Source organism: Parapedobacter soli (genome assembly GCF_025460835.1).
In the GTDB taxonomy this organism is placed as follows: domain Bacteria; phylum Bacteroidota; class Bacteroidia; order Sphingobacteriales; family Sphingobacteriaceae; genus Parapedobacter; species Parapedobacter soli.
The window spans coordinates 55,838-72,837 of record NZ_JAMXAY010000026.1; the positions used below are offsets into that span (position 1 = coordinate 55,838).

Annotated in this window: 19 protein-coding genes and 1 pseudogene; 9 read left to right on the forward strand and 11 right to left on the reverse strand. The window is 46.7% G+C overall.

Translation table 11 applies throughout. The features are described 5' to 3' along the window. Positions 1-154 precede the first annotated feature (154 nt). The gene (locus NGM62_RS12430; RefSeq protein WP_262248387.1) at positions 155-364 is read left to right on the forward strand and encodes a hypothetical protein; all 210 of its coding nucleotides are present in this window, start codon (positions 155-157) and stop codon (positions 362-364) included. A 161-nt stretch (positions 365-525) separates the two neighbouring features. Here NGM62_RS12430 and NGM62_RS12435 read toward each other — a convergent pair whose 3' ends face one another. The 3 genes from NGM62_RS12435 to NGM62_RS12445 form a co-directional block, all read right to left on the reverse strand. After that, entirely contained in the window at positions 526-1,701 is a 1,176-nt protein-coding gene (locus NGM62_RS12435; RefSeq protein WP_262248389.1) for an ATP-binding protein, read from the reverse strand. A gap of 407 nt (positions 1,702-2,108) precedes the next feature. After that, entirely contained in the window at positions 2,109-2,243 is a 135-nt protein-coding gene (locus tag NGM62_RS12440) for a HepT-like ribonuclease domain-containing protein (RefSeq protein ID WP_315975866.1), read from the reverse strand. Then, positions 2,212-2,367 (reverse strand): hypothetical protein, encoded by a 156-nt coding sequence (locus NGM62_RS12445; protein ID WP_262248390.1) that lies wholly within the window; start codon positions 2,365-2,367, stop codon positions 2,212-2,214. The genes NGM62_RS12440 and NGM62_RS12445 overlap by 32 nt, the downstream gene beginning before the upstream one ends. A 185-nt stretch (positions 2,368-2,552) precedes the next feature. On the opposite strand from NGM62_RS12445, the gene NGM62_RS12450 reads away from it, so the two are divergent. After that, positions 2,553-3,062 carry a Crp/Fnr family transcriptional regulator gene (locus NGM62_RS12450; RefSeq protein ID WP_262248411.1) on the forward strand — a complete coding sequence of 170 codons (510 nt, stop codon included), beginning with the start codon at positions 2,553-2,555 and terminating at the stop codon, positions 3,060-3,062. Between the two features lie 401 nt (positions 3,063-3,463). Here the strand turns inward: NGM62_RS12450 and NGM62_RS12455 are convergent, their stop codons facing one another. The 5 genes and pseudogenes from NGM62_RS12455 to NGM62_RS12475 form a co-directional block, all read right to left on the reverse strand. Continuing rightward, the gene (locus NGM62_RS12455; protein ID WP_262248391.1) at positions 3,464-3,793 is read right to left on the reverse strand and encodes a hypothetical protein; all 330 of its coding nucleotides are present in this window, start codon (positions 3,791-3,793) and stop codon (positions 3,464-3,466) included. Positions 3,794-3,852: 59 nt separating this feature from the next. After that, positions 3,853-4,638, reverse strand: coding sequence for a helix-turn-helix transcriptional regulator (locus NGM62_RS12460; RefSeq protein WP_262248393.1), 786 nt, complete (start codon positions 4,636-4,638; stop codon positions 3,853-3,855). A 14-nt stretch (positions 4,639-4,652) separates the two neighbouring features. Next, on the reverse strand, positions 4,653-5,081 hold the full coding sequence (locus NGM62_RS12465; RefSeq protein ID WP_262248395.1) for a putative toxin-antitoxin system toxin component, PIN family: 429 nt from the start codon (positions 5,079-5,081) through the stop codon (positions 4,653-4,655). After that, on the reverse strand, positions 5,074-5,271 hold the full coding sequence (locus NGM62_RS12470) for a hypothetical protein (protein ID WP_262248396.1): 198 nt from the start codon (positions 5,269-5,271) through the stop codon (positions 5,074-5,076). Before NGM62_RS12470 ends, NGM62_RS12465 begins: the two co-directional genes overlap by 8 nt. A 188-nt stretch (positions 5,272-5,459) precedes the next feature. Continuing rightward, a pseudogene (locus NGM62_RS12475) lies at positions 5,460-5,901 on the reverse strand (M24 family metallopeptidase); the annotation flags it as partial. 234 nt (positions 5,902-6,135) lie between these two features. Between NGM62_RS12475 and NGM62_RS12480 the strand changes: the two are divergent. The 4 genes from NGM62_RS12480 to NGM62_RS12495 all read left to right on the forward strand — a co-directional run bounded on the left by NGM62_RS12480 (position 6,136) and on the right by NGM62_RS12495 (position 9,269). Next, a complete protein-coding gene (locus NGM62_RS12480; protein ID WP_262248397.1) occupies positions 6,136-7,179 on the forward strand; it encodes a hypothetical protein in 1,044 nt (347 codons plus the stop codon). A 428-nt stretch (positions 7,180-7,607) separates the two neighbouring features. Next, positions 7,608-8,072: a hypothetical protein gene (locus tag NGM62_RS12485; RefSeq protein WP_262248398.1), complete on the forward strand. Its 465-nt coding sequence runs from the start codon at positions 7,608-7,610 to the stop codon at positions 8,070-8,072. Further along, a complete protein-coding gene (locus NGM62_RS12490) occupies positions 8,069-8,374 on the forward strand; it encodes a hypothetical protein (protein ID WP_262248399.1) in 306 nt (101 codons plus the stop codon). Before NGM62_RS12485 ends, NGM62_RS12490 begins: the two co-directional genes overlap by 4 nt. Positions 8,375-8,465: 91 nt before the next feature. Further along, positions 8,466-9,269, forward strand: a complete 804-nt coding sequence (locus NGM62_RS12495) for a MauE/DoxX family redox-associated membrane protein (protein WP_262248400.1) — start codon at positions 8,466-8,468, stop codon at positions 9,267-9,269. Positions 9,270-9,344: 75 nt separating this feature from the next. Here NGM62_RS12495 and NGM62_RS12500 read toward each other — a convergent pair whose 3' ends face one another. The 3 genes from NGM62_RS12500 to NGM62_RS12510 all read right to left on the reverse strand — a co-directional run bounded on the left by NGM62_RS12500 (position 9,345) and on the right by NGM62_RS12510 (position 14,404). After that, positions 9,345-9,896 (reverse strand): TlpA family protein disulfide reductase, encoded by a 552-nt coding sequence (locus NGM62_RS12500; RefSeq protein WP_262248402.1) that lies wholly within the window; start codon positions 9,894-9,896, stop codon positions 9,345-9,347. A 345-nt stretch (positions 9,897-10,241) separates the two neighbouring features. After that, on the reverse strand, positions 10,242-11,240 hold the full coding sequence (locus tag NGM62_RS12505; protein WP_262248403.1) for a RagB/SusD family nutrient uptake outer membrane protein: 999 nt from the start codon (positions 11,238-11,240) through the stop codon (positions 10,242-10,244). Positions 11,241-11,296: 56 nt separating this feature from the next. Continuing rightward, positions 11,297-14,404 carry a SusC/RagA family TonB-linked outer membrane protein gene (locus NGM62_RS12510; protein WP_262248404.1) on the reverse strand — a complete coding sequence of 1,036 codons (3,108 nt, stop codon included), beginning with the start codon at positions 14,402-14,404 and terminating at the stop codon, positions 11,297-11,299. Between the two features lie 807 nt (positions 14,405-15,211). Here NGM62_RS12510 and NGM62_RS12515 point away from each other — a divergent pair. The 3 genes from NGM62_RS12515 (at position 15,212) to NGM62_RS12525 (ending at position 16,996) form a co-directional block, all read left to right on the forward strand. Then, on the forward strand, positions 15,212-15,811 hold the full coding sequence (locus NGM62_RS12515; protein ID WP_262248406.1) for a hypothetical protein: 600 nt from the start codon (positions 15,212-15,214) through the stop codon (positions 15,809-15,811). A gap of 3 nt (positions 15,812-15,814) precedes the next feature. Further along, complete coding sequence (locus NGM62_RS12520) at positions 15,815-16,051, forward strand: hypothetical protein (RefSeq protein ID WP_262248407.1); 237 nt, start codon at positions 15,815-15,817, stop codon at positions 16,049-16,051. Positions 16,052-16,618: 567 nt separating this feature from the next. Then, positions 16,619-16,996 (forward strand): hypothetical protein, encoded by a 378-nt coding sequence (locus NGM62_RS12525; protein ID WP_262248408.1) that lies wholly within the window; start codon positions 16,619-16,621, stop codon positions 16,994-16,996. The last annotated feature ends 4 nt before the right edge of the window (positions 16,997-17,000 follow it).

Sequence of the window (17,000 nt, forward strand, 5' to 3'; positions counted from 1 at the left end):
TAGGCCATAACCCGGAGCGGAAAAACGGGGACGACAAAAGCGCCATTTTGCGAAATTTGCGCCACCCGGCGACAGATGCGTCATCCGGCGACATCCGCGACAGGGGCCATTGCCGGGCTTCCGACCTTTGTACTGTTGTTTAAATGAAGTTATCATGGCACAACAGGAAAGTATCATTAAATTGAAAGGGAAGATCGGGGATCTGACCTTTTACGAAACCAAAAACGGGTACCAAGCACGGCAGGCGAAGGGGGTAAACCCCAGGCGCATCGCCACGGAACCCAACTACCAGCGTACCCGCGAGAACAACGCGGAGTTTGCCACCGGTGCGCTTTATGAAAAATTCGCAGCAGACTCCGAATAAAAAGTACTAACAACCCAATCGAGCAACTTTATGGGCCGACACGCAAATTTCACCACCAACTGGGCCGGATACGGAACATGCTGGAGGACGAGCTCAAGTTCAGACCCACCGATAGCGGATAAGAAAATCAGTAATAGTCTCCAAACCGGTCACGAGAAGCCTTAACCGTTTGACTCCATGCCGATATGTCGCCAACTTTGCACGGTATAATTCGTTCGTTGCTGATCTTCGTTGCCCCCATATATCAGCGTCTTTATTACGTTTGTTGGAGCAGCCACGTGGGCAAAGCGGTCTAGCCCCTTGAAGAGGTCGCGATTAATGGTCTGCGTAGCTTTCACTTCATAGGCTCGAAAGCTATCGGCCGTTTTCTGCAGGATATCGATCTCATTGGCGTTGCTATCTTGCCAGAAGTAGTATTGCCGATGCAAATAGAGATGTTGATTTGCCTTGTGGAACTCAGCCACCACCATATTTTCGAACACATTGCCCTTTAGCCTATTCAATTTAAGCTGGCTACCATCTGAGATGCCCAATAGGTGGCAAAGCAACCCGGTATCATAAAAATAGAGTTTCGGTGTTTTTACCAGCCGTTTTCCAAAGTTTTCGTGATACGGATATAGCAGGAATGTGATGTAACTGCTCTCCAGTATAGCCATCCAGGCTTTTGCCGTAGCATATGCGATGTCGCATTCGTTGGCCAATGCATTCACATTGAGCAACTGCCCGGCCCGGTTGGCACACAAACCGAGGAACGTGCGGAACGCCCGTACGTCTTTGATATTAATCAATTCGGTCACATCCTTTTCGACGTATGTTTGTACGTAGTTGGTGTAGAAAATTGTTGAATCGATATCGCGATGGAAGAGGGCTGGGTAAAACCCCCGTACCGCTGCATCGGTATATTCCTGTGGCAGCATCCCGGAAGCACTTAACTCCTGTAAATCCAATGGCAACAGTTTGAATAGCGCAACGCGGCCAGCCAGTGTCTGTGTAATGCTTTTCAGCAGGTGGAAATTTTGTGAGCCGGAGAGGATAAACTGCCCCATCTGTCCGCTTTCGTCTACGGCAGTTTGTATGTAAGAAAACAATTGAGGTGCGCGCTGCACCTCATCTAAAATAACGTTGTCCGCATATTCGGCGATAAAAGCTACAGGATCATCCTCGGCAAACGCTCTGATATCCGGATTTTCCAGGGAGACATACCTATAATCGGGAAATAGTGATTTCAGCAGGGTTGTTTTTCCGGATTGCCTTGGGCCGGTAACTGCAAGTACTGGGAATTTGCTACGTTGCGCGCCGATATGCTCTGCTATCCGCCTGTTTATAAACGACTTCATTCTACGAAAGTAGCTATAATTTTATAAATTACATAGCTTATTTATAGAAATTACATAGGTTGCACTTATGAAATAACATAACGTATACTCCTTAAACGGCCCACGGCCTCACCAAGTTTGACAAGAAGGCGCTGTACGCGCCAGCACGCCGATTCTACCGCCTACTGGGGCGGATGCGGAAAATGCTGGAGGAAGAATTCAAGTTCAAACCCACCGATATCGGGTAAATTAGTTATCGCGCCTACGGAAAGAAGGCGTCCGAAGCAGATCGGAGATGCCGATCACACCTTAAAAATCGATGCATTTTAATGCTAGCTTCACTTTTCATCTCAAATTGTAATTAATCTGACCATACCACCTTAAAATAGACACATAATTAAGGTGTCCAAGCTTTAGTCGGTTATTCGCTAACTTCTTGACTCCTTAAGGAGCTGTATGATATCGTCTTTGAGTTCTGGAAGCTTTTCAACGATAATGTTCCATACTATTTCATAGTCTACCCCGAAATAGTCATGGATTAAACGGTGTCTGGTATTCGTTATTTTCCGCCAACTGTAGTCTGGGCGATTTCTTCAAGTCCGCTTTCAGTGGTGGGGTGATGTCCGTTGTATAGAGAAGGCGAATAATCCGGGCCGCGTCTGCCGACTTGGGTTGCGTTTTTTCCATTGCGAGCGAAGCCATGACCATTCCATTGGCCGATAACCCCAAGAAAAAGATCGTACTGTTTGTGACGCAGGGAGTTGATCGGTTAAACACTCAAAACAGAAAGGAGTAATCTTGGCATGGTGACGGATGTACTACTCGATTACTGGGCGTAATACTGCTCCCTGAACGATTCCCATCACGAATGGCTGCACACCTTTTCCCATTCAGTTACCGCCAAGCGCGGCACGCGGGTGTTCGAGCCGGGCGACCATGGCGACTACGTATACTTCATCGGTGAAGGGCTATTGGCCACCGTATGGTGGGACGAGCAAGGCACCCGCCGCATCGACCGATTGCTGCCACCCCTGCACAGTGTACTGACCAAGGGCAACCTGTATGCCCACCACCAGATCTACTGTGAAGTGGCCGCGCTACGGCCTAGCAGGCTCATCCGCATCCCTGCCGATGCGTTCAAAGCGTATAAAGAAACTTGTGTAGAGGCAGACACCTTGGTGGACGTGATGGAGCAGAAGAAGCTGAAACAATACCGCGCCAAGAACCGGCTGATGCTGATCAAGGACGAACAGAAGCGCTACCAGGAATTCGTGGCGGATAGCTACATGAAACCCTTCTGGCTCATCACCTCCCAGCAGGAGCAGGCAGATTACCTGAATATATCGCGGCGGACGATTACACGGGCTATGCGTGGGCTTTAAGTGTCTATGATGAGAATGCCGTATTGTTTCTTGCTTCGCAGGAAGCCTCATACATACATGGAACGGAATTAACGGTGGACATAGGAATTTCAGTTAGCGTGATTTTTTAGATAAAATACGGATAAGATACGGATAATGAGATTGAGTACATTGAAGAAAGAATTACAGTACTTACGAGGTAAGCAAGTCTTAACAATGATTAGAGCTCCGTATGCCACCCCCTATCCTATCACAGTGGCTTGTTTCACGGCGGTAGTCTTCTGTCGTAAACTGGGGAGGCAGGTAACCGTTGTTCGCTACCAGCGGAAATGTACCCATAAACCCGCAACGGTTCACCGGAGCAACCGCAAACTTGAGCCTCCAGGCGCAGGTGTACCTCTATCATCTGCCCGACCCCACCATTACGGCCGTTCGCGCACTTCCACGGTACCGCCGTGGTCCAGAACAGGGCACCGTTTGGCCAGCTCCGTTGCCTGCTCCACGCTTTCTGCTTGCAGCACCACGATGCTCACCACCTTCTGCCCGCCCCAGCTTATCATCCCCTTCTGAACCTGCCTGTCGCTGCCCGAGATTACGTGTCCCGGTTGCGGGAACGGAAAACTCTCCACATACGCCCCCTGGCCTTTCCAGTATTCGATGGTCTTGTCCCACTCGGGCCCAACCTTCTTTGCCAGCTCGATATCGTAGGCCGATGGTACACGCACCACCAATACAATTTTTTTCATCATCATACTGTTTTTTTTACAAAGGTCGACCGTGAGCCATCGCCATCCTTGTAAAAAATCATTGATTACCAGAAATGCGGTTGGCTGAAGAATTGGCCCGGAGGTAGCCCGGTGAAGCGTTTGAAGGCCCGGTTGAAATGTGCCTGGTCGAAGTAATCGCCCTGCAAGGCGAGGTGCTGCATGGACCCGTGAGGTTGGTATGCATCGATAAGTGCCTTCAGGCGCACGGTATCGGCAAAAGGCTTGGGCGATATGCCTACGGCCCGGCGGAACCGCTTTTCGAACGCGTCCTGGCTCAGGCACATGGCGTCTGCCAGCGCCGCCATGGATAGCCGGCCTTTTGCCTGGCCAATCGCCGCTACGGCGCTTACCGCTACGGGGTCGGGTTCGTGCGGTCGTAGTTTAGCCAGCAGGAAACGCTCCAGGGTGGCCAGCCGCATGCGATGATTGCGCGCGTCGAAGAGCTGCTCCCGTACCCGTTCAATTTCGGAGGATGCGAAGAAGCTGTCGAGGCCCAAGGTAAGGCCTTTCATCTCGTAGAGCGGCTCGCGGAAAAAGGCAGGAGCCATCCCTTCCTTCAGCAACGCTACAATGGTACCCGATTGGGGCTTATAGTTGATGAAGCGGGCGGATTGGCGCAGGCCGGCAAGCGATGCCTCGGGAATGATGGCATGTTGATGGCCATGCCCGCTGGCCACCTGCCCGCCAAAGCGGAAGGCCAGTGCCAATGCCGTATCGGGCAGCACCCGGTTTTCGAGCGGCAGCCCCTGGCTCTCAATGATGTGAAACACCTTGATATACGGCTGCAACGCTGCGCAGGGGATATGGGTTTCCATGTTGATAAATGCCATGGATTAGACACAAGCTAAATTAAAGTAGATTTAAACCGTAATGCAAATTCATCGTATTTCAACACGGCGATTTGGGGAAATTCGTTCGTTTTGATGCTATGAATATGCTTATCATTGCTAATTAAATAATCAGCTTGTGACGAAATATAGCAATCGACAAATTTATTGTCGTCTCCGTCGCTTTCAACTAGATTCCAAAGATAATAGGGTTCACTTAAAATGACATTTGGCAATAATAACAGAAAGTCGAGCGACGCGTCCGTTTTGCCTAATCCGTATCTAAGTGATAATTGTTCCTGATATTCAAGCAGTACTTCGTTTGATATGGCAAGTTCAAACTTATCCGCAAACAACGCGTCAAAAATCCAGCTGTATTTAGTATTAGGTGCGAAGGATACAATGAGGACATTGGTATCGATAACTAACCGAAGTTTGTTACTCATCGATCCATTTGTCTAAATCCGCTTCCGAAAGATTTTTATCCTGCATAGCTTGGCCAATATTAGCACGAAGTTTATCTGCGAAATATTGCGCCATAAGCCTTTTTATTGCCATCAAGTCTTCTTCTTTCGGCTGAAAAGAATAGACTTTCAATAATTCCAATTGCAACGGACTTAACTTCTGAGCTTGCATACTATTGTCCTCCTTTAACTACAAAAGTAGGCAGAAAAAGCCTTATCGCCAAACAGGCGACTTAACCTTCACCTTTGCTATACCACGCCAACGCGTTTTTATAAAAGATGTTTTCGAATTTATCGGCCGAAAAGTGATCCTTGACCAACTGCACATCCCGATCCGAAAAAGGAACTTTGGTCCTATTGTCAATTAAATATTCCGTTCATCTCCGTAAGGATTATTGGATTTCCATCGGTCACTACAATGGTATGCTCATGCTGTGCCATATACCCTCCCTTGTTACCAACCAGCGTCCAGCCATCACTAAGTTCTTCTGTATAAGTCGACGAGGTCGATATAAACGTTTCAATAGCTACGACAGCGTTTTTTTTTAAATCGCCGCTGGTCAAATCTATTTTTATAATTCATCAATTCATCAGGCTGTTCATGTAAACTTCTGCCGATTCCGTGTCCACCCAAATTTTTAATGACCTTAAACCCTCTTTTTTTTGCTTCGGTTTCCATTAGGTATCCTACGTCTGAGATTTTGACGCCGCCTTTAATATGATTTAGGGCTTTCCGCAAGATTTCCTTTGAAGCGTCCACCAATTTTTGATGGTGATGAACATCCTCGCCAAGCACAAATGATGCATGCAACAGCGTTACTGGCTTTTTGCATGCCCAATAATTCTGATTTTTGTGTTATCGACATCGTTTTTCGTCATTACGAATTCTCTGGCTAAATTAACAAAAAAGGTCATTGAGTAGTCGGGGCAATCGCAAACTTGCGCCTCCAGGCGCAGATGTACCTCTTCGGTCTAACCGACCTTTGTGATACGAATACAACAAAAGACATAAACGTAAAAACCAAGCCAAAGAACCATGGTTGAACACGTACGTACACTCGAAAAGAAATTATCCGAATGGTCGCGGCTAGGCTCCGCAGACCGGCAAGACGGGGACCGGATACAAGAGATCGTCCGGCTTACGGAGGAGGTGTCAGCAGCCTTCCACCAAAGCCTGGCGCGCTGCGCAACGCCCGACATGCTGGCGCTCCAGTTTAACCAATACCACCATAAGGTAGACCGCCTCATCGACCGGCAGGCATGGCCAGCCCCAATACGGCAGGCCCTCGATCGGCTGCTCGGCGAGCTGCTGGACGGCCGCGCGGCATTAATCGACGCTGACCGCCCGCTACCGCGCCACGAGCGCGAGCGCCTCCAGGCGTTGGTAGACCGGCAGCTGCCGGTGATCTGCTCGGCGATCGAGCGGCACGGGCTTCCCGCCGTATACGGCCGGGAAATCCGGCACGCCCTGCGCAACCTTTTTGACGAAAAGGCGCTGCCGGAGCTCACCTACCGCCACAAAACCTACGTGCCGTTGCTGATCGGCCAGGCGATGAAGCTGGATGCCAAAAGCACCTCCTCCCGCAGGAAGCATCACCTCCTGGAGCTGCTGGTCAACTGCAACCTCAACTACATGGGCATCTTCGAGCGCTGGCGGGAGCGGCGTGAGGCAGAAATTGCCACAGCGGTGAAACAGGGCGCGGAGGAAACCTGCCTGCAGCAGTGGCAGCAAACGGTCGCACACTTCAACCCCAAGCCGGGCATCGCCTTTGATCCGGACAACGGGTCGCTGCATGAACATATGCAAGTCTATCTCCGCGATTGCCGGGAGCGGGTGGATCAGCGGCAACACTTGCTTAGCACCAACAAACCGTGGGCGCGGCTACTCACAAAATTGCTTATCGGCGACCTAGCCGTGCGCTTCCGCTACTTCTTCCTTGCGGGCGACTTCGACTACCCCACGCAACAGGACGCTGCCGCCGCTTTCTGCGAGGTATATGAAGGCAAAGGTGGGAAACGGTTATCGGCGCACAGCCTCACCAAGTTCGACAAGGAAGCGCTGTACGCGCCAGCACGCTGATTCTACCGCCTACTGGGGCGGATGCGGAAAATGCTGGAGGAAGAATTCAAGTTCAAACCCACGGATAGCGGGTAAAAAGGCACGAAAATGAAAAAATATTGGGGAATGGTCGATTCCCCATTTTTTTTTTGACCGAAAGCGTAGCAAAAACCGCCTCAAGCGCTCNGGATAGCGGGTAAAAAGGCACGAAAATGAAAAAATATTGGGGAATGGTCGATTCCCCATTTTTTTTTTGACCGAAAGCGTAGCAAAAACCGCCTCAAGCGCTCCACAGCGCCTAATTAACCAAGCAGCCCATTTGGCAAAAAAACTCCGTATTCCCCAAAACGTTCCCCATGAATCTCACTTTAAAGGCATGCTGGGCCGGTTTGGCCTTCCCATCTAAAATTTCATATCCGTTGTATTCTTGCATGGTGAAAGGAGAGAAAATGATGAAAACAAAGACACATACCCCCACCCCGGCCACCACGCCAGCGATGATACAGGCCTACTGGCTCAAGCTCTTCCACGGGCAGGCCTGCCACGAAGAGGCCATATATTGGCACGGCTTCGGCGACCGCATCTATGCCGATACGTATGCCTCGCCCTTCGTCATCCGGCTATACCACAGCAACCCGTGCGATCCGCGGGTGGCCTACCTCAGCGCCGTGCACGGCATCGTGGAGTGGCGCTTCGGCATCAAGACCCTGGGCTACGCCAACTGCTCGGTGGTTACCGATCCGGAGCAGATTATCTGGCTGGACAGTCTCTTCTGGCAGTATATCATTACCGAGGAACAGGGAAAGACAATTGGGCGTCCGTCGACCATCCGAAGGGTGGTTGAGCACCATATCCGCACAGGCGTGAAACCGATCGCAAATCGTATCCGGGAGTACAATGAACAGTTTGGATGATGAACACGCTGAAAAAATATTGGGTATGGATATTATCTGCGAGCCGTATTTCGGCTGTTGTGGCATTGGTCATAGGTGCCTACATAGGCTACCAGGTAGGGCTCCATGCTTACGATAACCTATTTTTTGATGAGGCGCTGGCAGACATTTACTACACGGACAATCCGGTAGACTCCCCACCATGTGCAGAAGAGAAAATATACGAGTGGTTCTATGTGGAACTGCCAATAGATAATCATCTGCCGGAGGAAGATGAAATTCCAAAGGCTAACGAGGAAGGAGGTAGCGTGATGGATCCTTGACCTGAAACGGCATGGTTTCCGGCCCTGGGCCAGGAAGTGCAACAGAAATCGGTGAGCGAAATCAATGGTTTTACTAACAAGTAGCAAAGTAATGGCACATATCATCAGTTATAAGCGAATATCACGACTACGGCTCAGCGCTGCCGCCAAAGAAACGCTGGCCTACGGATTATCTTTACTTTTTGTAGTCCTTTTTCTTTATACGGTCTATCACAAGATCGTAGGCATCGATGCCTTTACAAAGGGCATCGCGAAAATACCCATGGTGGGTGCTTATTCCGTAGCGGTAGCGTGGAGCGTATTAGGAGCCGAGGCGTTGGTAGCGTTGTTGCTGATCTGGCCGGATACCAATCGGCTAGGATTGTGGGTAGCGTTGGGACTGATGGTAGCCTTCACGATCTACATCAGCTCCATGTTGCTTTTCACAGCAAAGCTTCCCTGCCATTGCGGTGGTGCCATTGAAAAGCTCACCTGGGGGCAGCATCTGTTATTCAATTGCGGTTTCATTGCCTTGGCCGCGGGGTTGCTGCTGTATCATTACAAGGTGAATGTTAAACACAAAATTCTTAATATCATGGCAACTTTAAGTTCCAAAATCAAGAAAGCCATCTTCGGGATGACAATGGCTGCTTTAACTCTCGGGTTCAGTGCGTTTACGGCCAAGGACATTGTCCGAGACGCAAATACCATTGCTCCTGCGGTTTTTTTCAATGAATCAGGTAATCCAAGTACGGACCCTATGGATTATGTATATGATTCAGATGGGCAATGTTTGCCCGAAGGGAATGCGTGCTCGGCCATTTGGGAACATACCGGTACGCTTTCAGACGGTATCCATCCCAATGGACAAAAGCTCGAAGACGATGAACCGGGCACCTACACTGGAAATCAGTAGTATCGGTTGCATTTATTCGTACCACAAAAGGCTACTTCACCTATCGGAAGTAGCCTTTTGTGATAATGAGGTAATTTATCTTTTTGCCAATGCCAATTTAAGATAGTGCTCTAACTTATTATTTCTAGTTCTTCTAAGTTCCAAGGAAGAGTTGTCGTTGAATACTTTCCCTTCTCGATCAAGGATAAAAAGACCGGGATAACTCTTTATCTGCAGAGACGCGATGAGGGGATGCTTAGCGCCCTTGCCGCCAGTATACAAGTTTACAGCTGTCCCATCTGTATATACTCCCGAGGCCACACTTTCCAGCCACTTATCTTCATCCTTATCGATTGAAATAGACAGAAAAACCATATCCTTTTCATCTTCGAAGTCTTCCTTTACGCGTTTTAGTACGTTTGCATAGAACAGTTTACATCCCGCGCACCCGGTAAACCAAAAATCCAAAAACACCACTTTTCCATTGAAATCACTAATTTTTACGGAGTCGCCATGGGAGTTAATCAATTCATAATCGATAAATTCAATTTGCAGGCCATGTCGCCGTTGGAAATCAGCGATGCTTGCGCGCTGGGGAACCGAAGTCACCATAAACAACGCAAGCGCTATAATTTTCGTTGTTATCATTGTATAATATTTCGATTATCTAGGATTTTGCCGTATATCATTGCCGATTAGCTCATTTGGAGGTATCGGCAAAGCATATTTCGGATCGTTTGGTTGCAAGTTGTAGACCGCATCTCCCAACACTCGTTTAAGCCCGATTGGACTGATTGATCCGTCTGCATTAAGCCTCTTTAAGTCTGGCCATCTTAATCCCCTAAACACAAGTTCTTTTCTACGTTCCTCCAAGACTAAATTCAAGACTTCGGCTTCGTTACCCATCGTGCTGAAACCGTTGAAAACGCCAGTTTCCATGCGATGTTTAGCCAACTCGCCCAAACTTCGTAAAGCTGAATCGACATTGCCCAATCAGGCTTGACACTCCGAGTGGATAAGGAACATTTCACTGATTGATATCCCCCCAAAAGATATTGCACTACCGCTATAACTACCCCGGTATTTTATACCGTCAGCCTGTGCTCGAAAAAAGAGGGTTTTGCGTAGGTCCGTGTCCAAATAGGAATTATATAGATTACTGTCTACATTGAAAGCAGTGCCATAATTCAAGCTGTATACAGCCAGATCGGCATGGAGGATCACTTCATCATTTAATGCCGGTAGCGGATAATTTGCTGACGACAGTAACGTATTGTAATCCAATAAATCGGGGCCGATCCGAATACAAGAATCTGCATAACGTAAAGCTTTATCATACTCCTGCATGAATAGATAAGCCCTGGCCAGCAACCCATAGGCAGCGGCTTTGGACGGCCTTGTCTTGTACGTTATTGTGGCAGGGAGCACACTGCAGGCCTCTTGCAAGTCATTGACTACCCGAAAATATGTTTCATCTATCTTTGCCCTATCTGGTCTTTCGTTGACGTTTGAGTTGAGTTTCAAGGGAAGGCCGTATGCTTGGTATTCCTGATTTCCATAGGGCATACAGAAAATCTGGGCAAGGTTAAGAAAGTCAAACGACCGAAAGAACAAAGCAGCCCCTCTTAAAACTTTACTTTCTTCGGATACACCGTGAGTTCTTTCAAATTTTTCTATTCCGTCTAGCACGACATTGGAAACCAAAATCCGTGCGTAAGCATTTGTCCAATCAGGATTTTGGGTCTCAGCTTCATACAGATCGTCCGCCCAAACATAGGTGTTACGTTGCAACGTAGAGGTGGTAGCTTGCCAGCTTGCCACCGAAACGTAAAAATTGTCGGCAGAGAGGAAGCCCAAGGCCGGAGCTTTGTTTAACAAATTGTTGTTATCCAATATCCCTTGGAAATCAGCCAAGGTTGACGCATCTACTAGCATTTTGGAGGGCTTGACATCAAGCCATTCATTTTTGCACGACGCGATTAACAGCGACATTGCGCTGATCGTTAAGATTATTTTACTGTATTTCATATGCTAAATATGAAGAGGGGTTAAAAATTTGCTTTTAATCCTACCGAAAGCGAGACCTGCCTAGGATACGACGTATTAGGCGATGATGGAATCATATCGGGATCGAGGTTTATATTTGTTGCTTTCCAAATAATGCCGACGTTACTTACTGAGGCAAGGACTTCAATATCCCGAATGCCTGATCGGCTTTCCCTAAAAGGTATTTTATACCCCAGTAAAATATCCTGCAAGCGGACATGGTCTCCCTTTTCAATCAATACCGATGAATACCGGTAAAAATCTTCGCGACCTTTGTCTACTGGATACACCACTGAAGGCACATTGGTTTTAGCTTCATCACCGGGCGTCTGCCAACGATACAAAAAGTCTTTGTGTGGCAGGATGCTGTTACCAAACAACGTAGCATAGTTTACAGAACTGCGCCGGAAATAATACCCGCCCTTAAAGTTCAGGCTCACCGTCAATGAAAGTCTTCCATAATCAAAGGTATTTATGAGACCACCAAATACCGTAGGTCTTCCAGAGCCGTGATATCGAAGCTTCTCAGGATTTATCGAAAGTAGCGCCGGATAATCCTGGCTAACCTGGCCATCTATATATCCTCTTGGATTGCCGTTTTCTGGATCTAGCCCGGCAGAAGCCAAGCTATAAACACTGTAAACCGGCTTCCCAACTACGGGAACCACTCCTTTACCGTTCAGCCCGTCCGCTGCTAGCATCTGCGTATTGTTGAGAGATATATCGTAACGGGTCACACGGTCAAATGCGGTATTGAGCAGTAAATTGGTTCTCCATCCGAAACGGCCCCGTATATTGATCGACTGCAATTGGATATCCATCCCATGTCCTTTCATTTCCGAGTAGTTGCCCCGGTAATTGATTACACCGGAACTGGGTGCCAGCGTAGTCGTACCAATCAAGTCGGTGCCGCGCTTGGTAAAATACTCGACACTTCCTGATATCCGGTGGTCTGTAAGCGCAAACTCGAATCCAAATTTAGCTTGGCCTATTTTTTCCCACCTCAAGTCGGGGTTACCAACACTTCTCAGCACGGCGTATCGCAAATTGGTCAGCCTCGCACCGTTTATATAAAGAAAAGTGCTAATCCCTGTTGTCATTCTGTCTAGGTTTCCACTATGACCGTATGTGGCTGTCAAGCTCAGCTTTGGCAACCACGTTATATCATAAAAAGTTTCCTGATCGATGTTCCATTTTGTCCCGACGGACCAGAGTGGCACAGATTTTTGATTGGTCGCCACGCCGAAGTAGTTGGAGCCGTCGATACGGGCACTTGTCGTGAATATGTATTTATCGGCAAATGTGTAAGAGCCGAGAAAGTAGGTGGATCGGAAGCGGTCTACTGAGGCAGAAAGGGCAGCATTGCTCGGCAACGAGGCCATGCCGGATGGATTTGTCTGGAAGTAGCCGGAACTGTTTACAGGTGTGTGCGTAGCCAACGCATCGTCGTAACCAAATAGCATATAATAATCAGAACTACCGGTAGACTCGTTTATTTCATAGCCTGCCAGTGCGTCCACGCGATGTTTTCCAAATACCCTCGCATAATTTAACTGCGCCCGAAAATTGTAAGCGGTTTGCAGTGCAAACGTCCGCTCCAGATACCCGCCGACCGGTACATGGTAGCTGATAACTTGCCCAGCCTCATCAACAGCTGAAAACCGATTGACCAAATCGCGTGCAGCGAACGTGTTTTGCGGGTGCAACCGTTTGTTTTCATTACTTAAGCGTTGGTATTGAAATTTGATGCCTGCGGTTAATCCTTCCCAGATTTGATAATTGAGACCGGTTAGAACTCTTACATTCAACGTATTTGCTTGATCGGTTGTCATGCCCAGTTCATCCAGGGGTGTAAAACGCCAATCTAAGAAACCTGAATTGGCCGCTTGGTTTATATAAGATTGCCGGTAATAGTAAGTAATCGGAGACGCGCCCCCATCTGGATTTAAATATTCAATATACGGATAATAAGATTCGGTGCGTTGACTTATCGCATCAAACGTACCATCCCGATTGTCTTTCCTTTGCGTAAAATGTATCCCGGCCGAAAGTGTAAGGCTTTTTAAAGGATTGTAGGTAGTAACGGCATTTAAGGAAATGCGTTGGTTGTTATTGAATTTGAGATCGAGTTTACTTTGGTCATATCCTCCAGAGAGATAGAATGTGGCAGCATCGGTACCACCGCTGATATTAAGGGCATACTGTTGGAGGGTGGGATTGGTAAAGAAGAATCGGTGGTTTTGTTCTCGCACATCGATTTTTTTCAGCTTGTTAACAAGCGATAGCGAATCCTGTGATGAGAGGTGTTCGTTGGCCATAATTTCGATTGCTGGTGAAACCACTGGAAACGAGATAGTATTGTTCAAATCATTGTCATACTTGCCCTGTTCAAAAAGAAAGCGTTCTATTTCAATATAGGCATCTGAAGGAAGAAAGAAAGGATTGTAATATTGATCGGCTTTATCTGCTATGGCCGTATTTGCGGTGGCGGACACGCGCAACTGTTGATTGTTTTTAGCACTTTTAGTGGTGATGACTATGACTCCGTTTCCGGCACGCGCACCCCAAATAGACGCCGCTGCCGCATCTTTGAGTACTGTGATCTGCGCCACGTCGTTAGGATTGATGTCTATTAAATCACCGTAATACGGAAAGTTATCCACCACAATCAAGGGCTGGTCATTCGCATTTATGGTACTACGACCTCTCACATTAATATCATAAGAACCGTTTATCGTATTCCCCGTGTTCGCGTTGAAAACCATTCCGCTAGTAATTCCATCCAATCGGCTCAGTATGTCTGTTGATATCCGACTTTTAAATACGTGTTCTAACGGCTGGGCAAAACTCCCCGTTGCTCGCTCCTTTGGGATGCGTTGGTATCCGGTGCTCACCTGCACTTCTTCAATGGCGAGCGTATCGCGAACGGCAGTGATGGTATCCGCCACTGCCGTAGCCGCAGGCTCCGCTTCTTGGGCGGAGGCCTGCTTCACGGCATACAAACACATGGTCGTTAATACAGCCATCAGGCTGATGCATCGTATATATCGTTGGTTAAGGTTACTTCGGGTTGGGGCATACCCCTCCCCTATGCGTAAATTTTGTTTCATTTACCATTGGTTATAAGCGGTTTATAAAATTATTTTTACAAGCCGACTCCAGCACCAAGGGAAAATCCGGGCAAAAATTTGCGAATGTGGGGTTAAGCCTCTACCTTTAGTGTGCGAATTATAATAACCGAAGGTAAACAACCGCTCCTCACCTAGGCAAACTATGCAGTTTTCTCATGGCGCAGGGTCGGTGCTACCGGGCAATAGCCAACGGCTTTTTTTATGCCATTGGTCGACGAGAGTTTTCACTCAGGCCTTTTTAAACCCGGTATTTCTTTCGATTATATTTAGTCTGGCGGACAGGCTATGTTTTTTGTGATGGACTTAAATGAGGTATTACGCAGCCGTGAGGCAGTGTACAATCGTTCACTTCTGAGGTTGCAGAAGCAGTTGCTGTTTTGGGTTAGTTGTCTCGTTTTCATAATTGCTATTTATGGAAACGACGAACACTCTAGAAGCTAAATAGGCCTCTAACTGGCTATAAACCCAGTAGGGCGAACCGTTGTGCTCCTTGGCAATGGAAACCGCTACAGTAACCGGTCATAGGGCCTAACTCGAGACCCGGATCTTGCACCCAAGAAGACTTACCAACGGTTCACCCTACTGGCAATATATCGTCAAAGATAGTATTTCCAGCAGTTAATGGCGAACCGTAGTCAAGCTCCCGAGTGCAAAAGTGTAGCGGTTTTCTGCCGAGAGTGACATCGTGTGGGCAGAGGCCTAGCCTCTCCCCTAGTTGTCGCTTTACTAATTACAACAAAGGTAATAATTAATAATCGATTTCAAAATTTAAATTCGATTTTCTAAATGTCAGTATATAATGTTGTTCTACAAAATCTTGAAAAGTTAAGGATTAACTATGGTTTAAAACCCGCAGAGGTTGACTCGCGGGCTAAGTTGAAAAAGGGAACATATCAAGGTGCAATTGATGGAAGTATAGAATTAACCGTCAAGGACTTGATTGCGATAGCCAAAATTTATATGCTCGACCCGTCCAAAGTCTTTAAGCAGAAAATGAGATTGCCTGCATTTAAGGATTTACCGGAAGATATTAGAAAAATCGCGTCTGAAAGATTAGGAAAGACAGATAAGGTTATCGAGAAGAAGGATTTGATCCACTACTGTATATTGATATTTGATAAGCATTTTAAACTCAATAGCGACTTTACGAACTCCGAAATAAAGAGTTATTTGAATGATGATTTGAAAGAAGCATTCAAGGGTAAGTCTATTGAATGGGAGAAAAGCATCATTGCTGAATGTGTTCTTGACACGGGAACTACTCGCCCTAGCAAGACTAAACCTGAGAACATTTATAGGCTTATAAAAGAAATTCCTACTGATATGGTTAAAAAGGCATTAGAGAAAGTTGGTGAAGACTGGTTGCAACAAAGCGAAAACAATTAAAAGATGGAAGCTATCGTAGCTGACGTGATAGCCATTATTGAGGAAGGAAACTTAAATAAACCTATTACAGCTAAGAAGCTATTAGAATTTCTACCTATTGCCGTAAGAAAGGAAATCAATAATGAGTCTAGGCGTATAACTGATTTGTTGAGACGACCGCCACGCTGCAATAAAGTTAAAATAGTAGAAAAACCTGGGGGTGAGACGAGAGCAGATAATTGGTATCAGACAAATGAATGAAAATCATTTCAATAATTATAATAATAATCGAAGGTCTATAGTAACCTAGACTACAAACTTAATGAGAAATCCTAAATGGCATCGAGATGAGCTGGTACTGGCACTTGACTTGTATTTCAAGTTGGAGCCCGGACAGATTCATGCTCGTAATCCGGCCATTATTGAACTTTCTCAAACACTAAATGCTTTGCCTTTTTCCGAAGCGAAAACAGATACGGAACGATAGCGAAACCCTAATGGGGTAGGGCTTAAGCTAAGTAATTTTTTGGGTTAGAATGGGATAGTCCTTTAGGGAGTTCGATAGACAATTTAAAGATGCTTTGGCTATGTCGATTTATTAAAAAGATTATATGGATAACACTAGTTCGTTGGGATTAAAATTTGAAGCTTTTGTCTCCAAATTTTTAAAAGTACTTGGTTATCAAGTCGAATACACAGATCATGATAGGGCCAAATATATTCCTGATTTTAGAATAACAAGAAATGATTTTTCCATAATCGTAGAAGTGAAATTCTACCGTAGTAGACAAGGTGTCACGAGAATTAATATTGGCTAGTAGCCGAAGGTTGGCAAAGTATGATGTCGATTCCGCCAATCAGTTATTAATAGTATCAGCATTGGTCGATAAAAAGCTAAAAGATGAATTACGTGATAAACTCAAGATAGTATTATGGGACAGAAGTAATATAGCAAATTTCTTAGCGGCTAATAGTCACGATGGGGATTATCTCCTTGAGGAGTTCGCACAGCTAATCATGGATGGCCAACAAGGAATTGATATTACGGATCCATATGTAGATGTTGACGAAAGCACGAGAACCAATCCAGATTGGTACTTCGAAAATCTTTCCGATACAAAACTGATATTAGAGCCGCCAAAACTGTTGGAAACAGGTGAACAGCTAATTAGTCAACCCTTAAAAAGCCCAATATTTCTTTTTTGAAGTC

Bases quoted from the DNA above. Each gene is read 5' to 3' on its own strand.
- NGM62_RS12470 (WP_262248396.1), bottom strand. From the start codon at position 5,271: ATGCAAGCTCAGAAGTTAAGTCCGTTGCAATTGGAATTATTGAAAGTC.
- NGM62_RS12505 (WP_262248403.1), bottom strand. From the start codon at position 11,240: ATGTCGCTGTTAATCGCGTCGTGCAAAAATGAATGGCTTGATGTCAAG.
- NGM62_RS12510 (WP_262248404.1), bottom strand. From the start codon at position 14,404: ATGAAACAAAATTTACGCATAGGGGAGGGGTATGCCCCAACCCGAAGT.
- NGM62_RS12445 (WP_262248390.1), bottom strand. From the start codon at position 2,367: ATGGAAAAAACGCAACCCAAGTCGGCAGACGCGGCCCGGATTATTCGC.
- NGM62_RS12455 (WP_262248391.1), bottom strand. From the start codon at position 3,793: ATGATGATGAAAAAAATTGTATTGGTGGTGCGTGTACCATCGGCCTAC.
- NGM62_RS12430 (WP_262248387.1), top strand. From the start codon at position 155: ATGGCACAACAGGAAAGTATCATTAAATTGAAAGGGAAGATCGGGGAT.
- NGM62_RS12520 (WP_262248407.1), top strand. From the start codon at position 15,815: ATGGAAGCTATCGTAGCTGACGTGATAGCCATTATTGAGGAAGGAAAC.
- NGM62_RS12480 (WP_262248397.1), top strand. From the start codon at position 6,136: ATGGTTGAACACGTACGTACACTCGAAAAGAAATTATCCGAATGGTCG.
- NGM62_RS12435 (WP_262248389.1), bottom strand. From the start codon at position 1,701: ATGAAGTCGTTTATAAACAGGCGGATAGCAGAGCATATCGGCGCGCAA.
- NGM62_RS12460 (WP_262248393.1), bottom strand. From the start codon at position 4,638: ATGGCATTTATCAACATGGAAACCCATATCCCCTGCGCAGCGTTGCAG.
- NGM62_RS12490 (WP_262248399.1), top strand. From the start codon at position 8,069: ATGATGAACACGCTGAAAAAATATTGGGTATGGATATTATCTGCGAGC.
- NGM62_RS12495 (WP_262248400.1), top strand. From the start codon at position 8,466: ATGGCACATATCATCAGTTATAAGCGAATATCACGACTACGGCTCAGC.
- NGM62_RS12465 (WP_262248395.1), bottom strand. From the start codon at position 5,081: ATGAGTAACAAACTTCGGTTAGTTATCGATACCAATGTCCTCATTGTA.
- NGM62_RS12515 (WP_262248406.1), top strand. From the start codon at position 15,212: ATGTCAGTATATAATGTTGTTCTACAAAATCTTGAAAAGTTAAGGATT.
- NGM62_RS12485 (WP_262248398.1), top strand. From the start codon at position 7,608: ATGATGAAAACAAAGACACATACCCCCACCCCGGCCACCACGCCAGCG.
- NGM62_RS12500 (WP_262248402.1), bottom strand. From the start codon at position 9,896: ATGATAACAACGAAAATTATAGCGCTTGCGTTGTTTATGGTGACTTCG.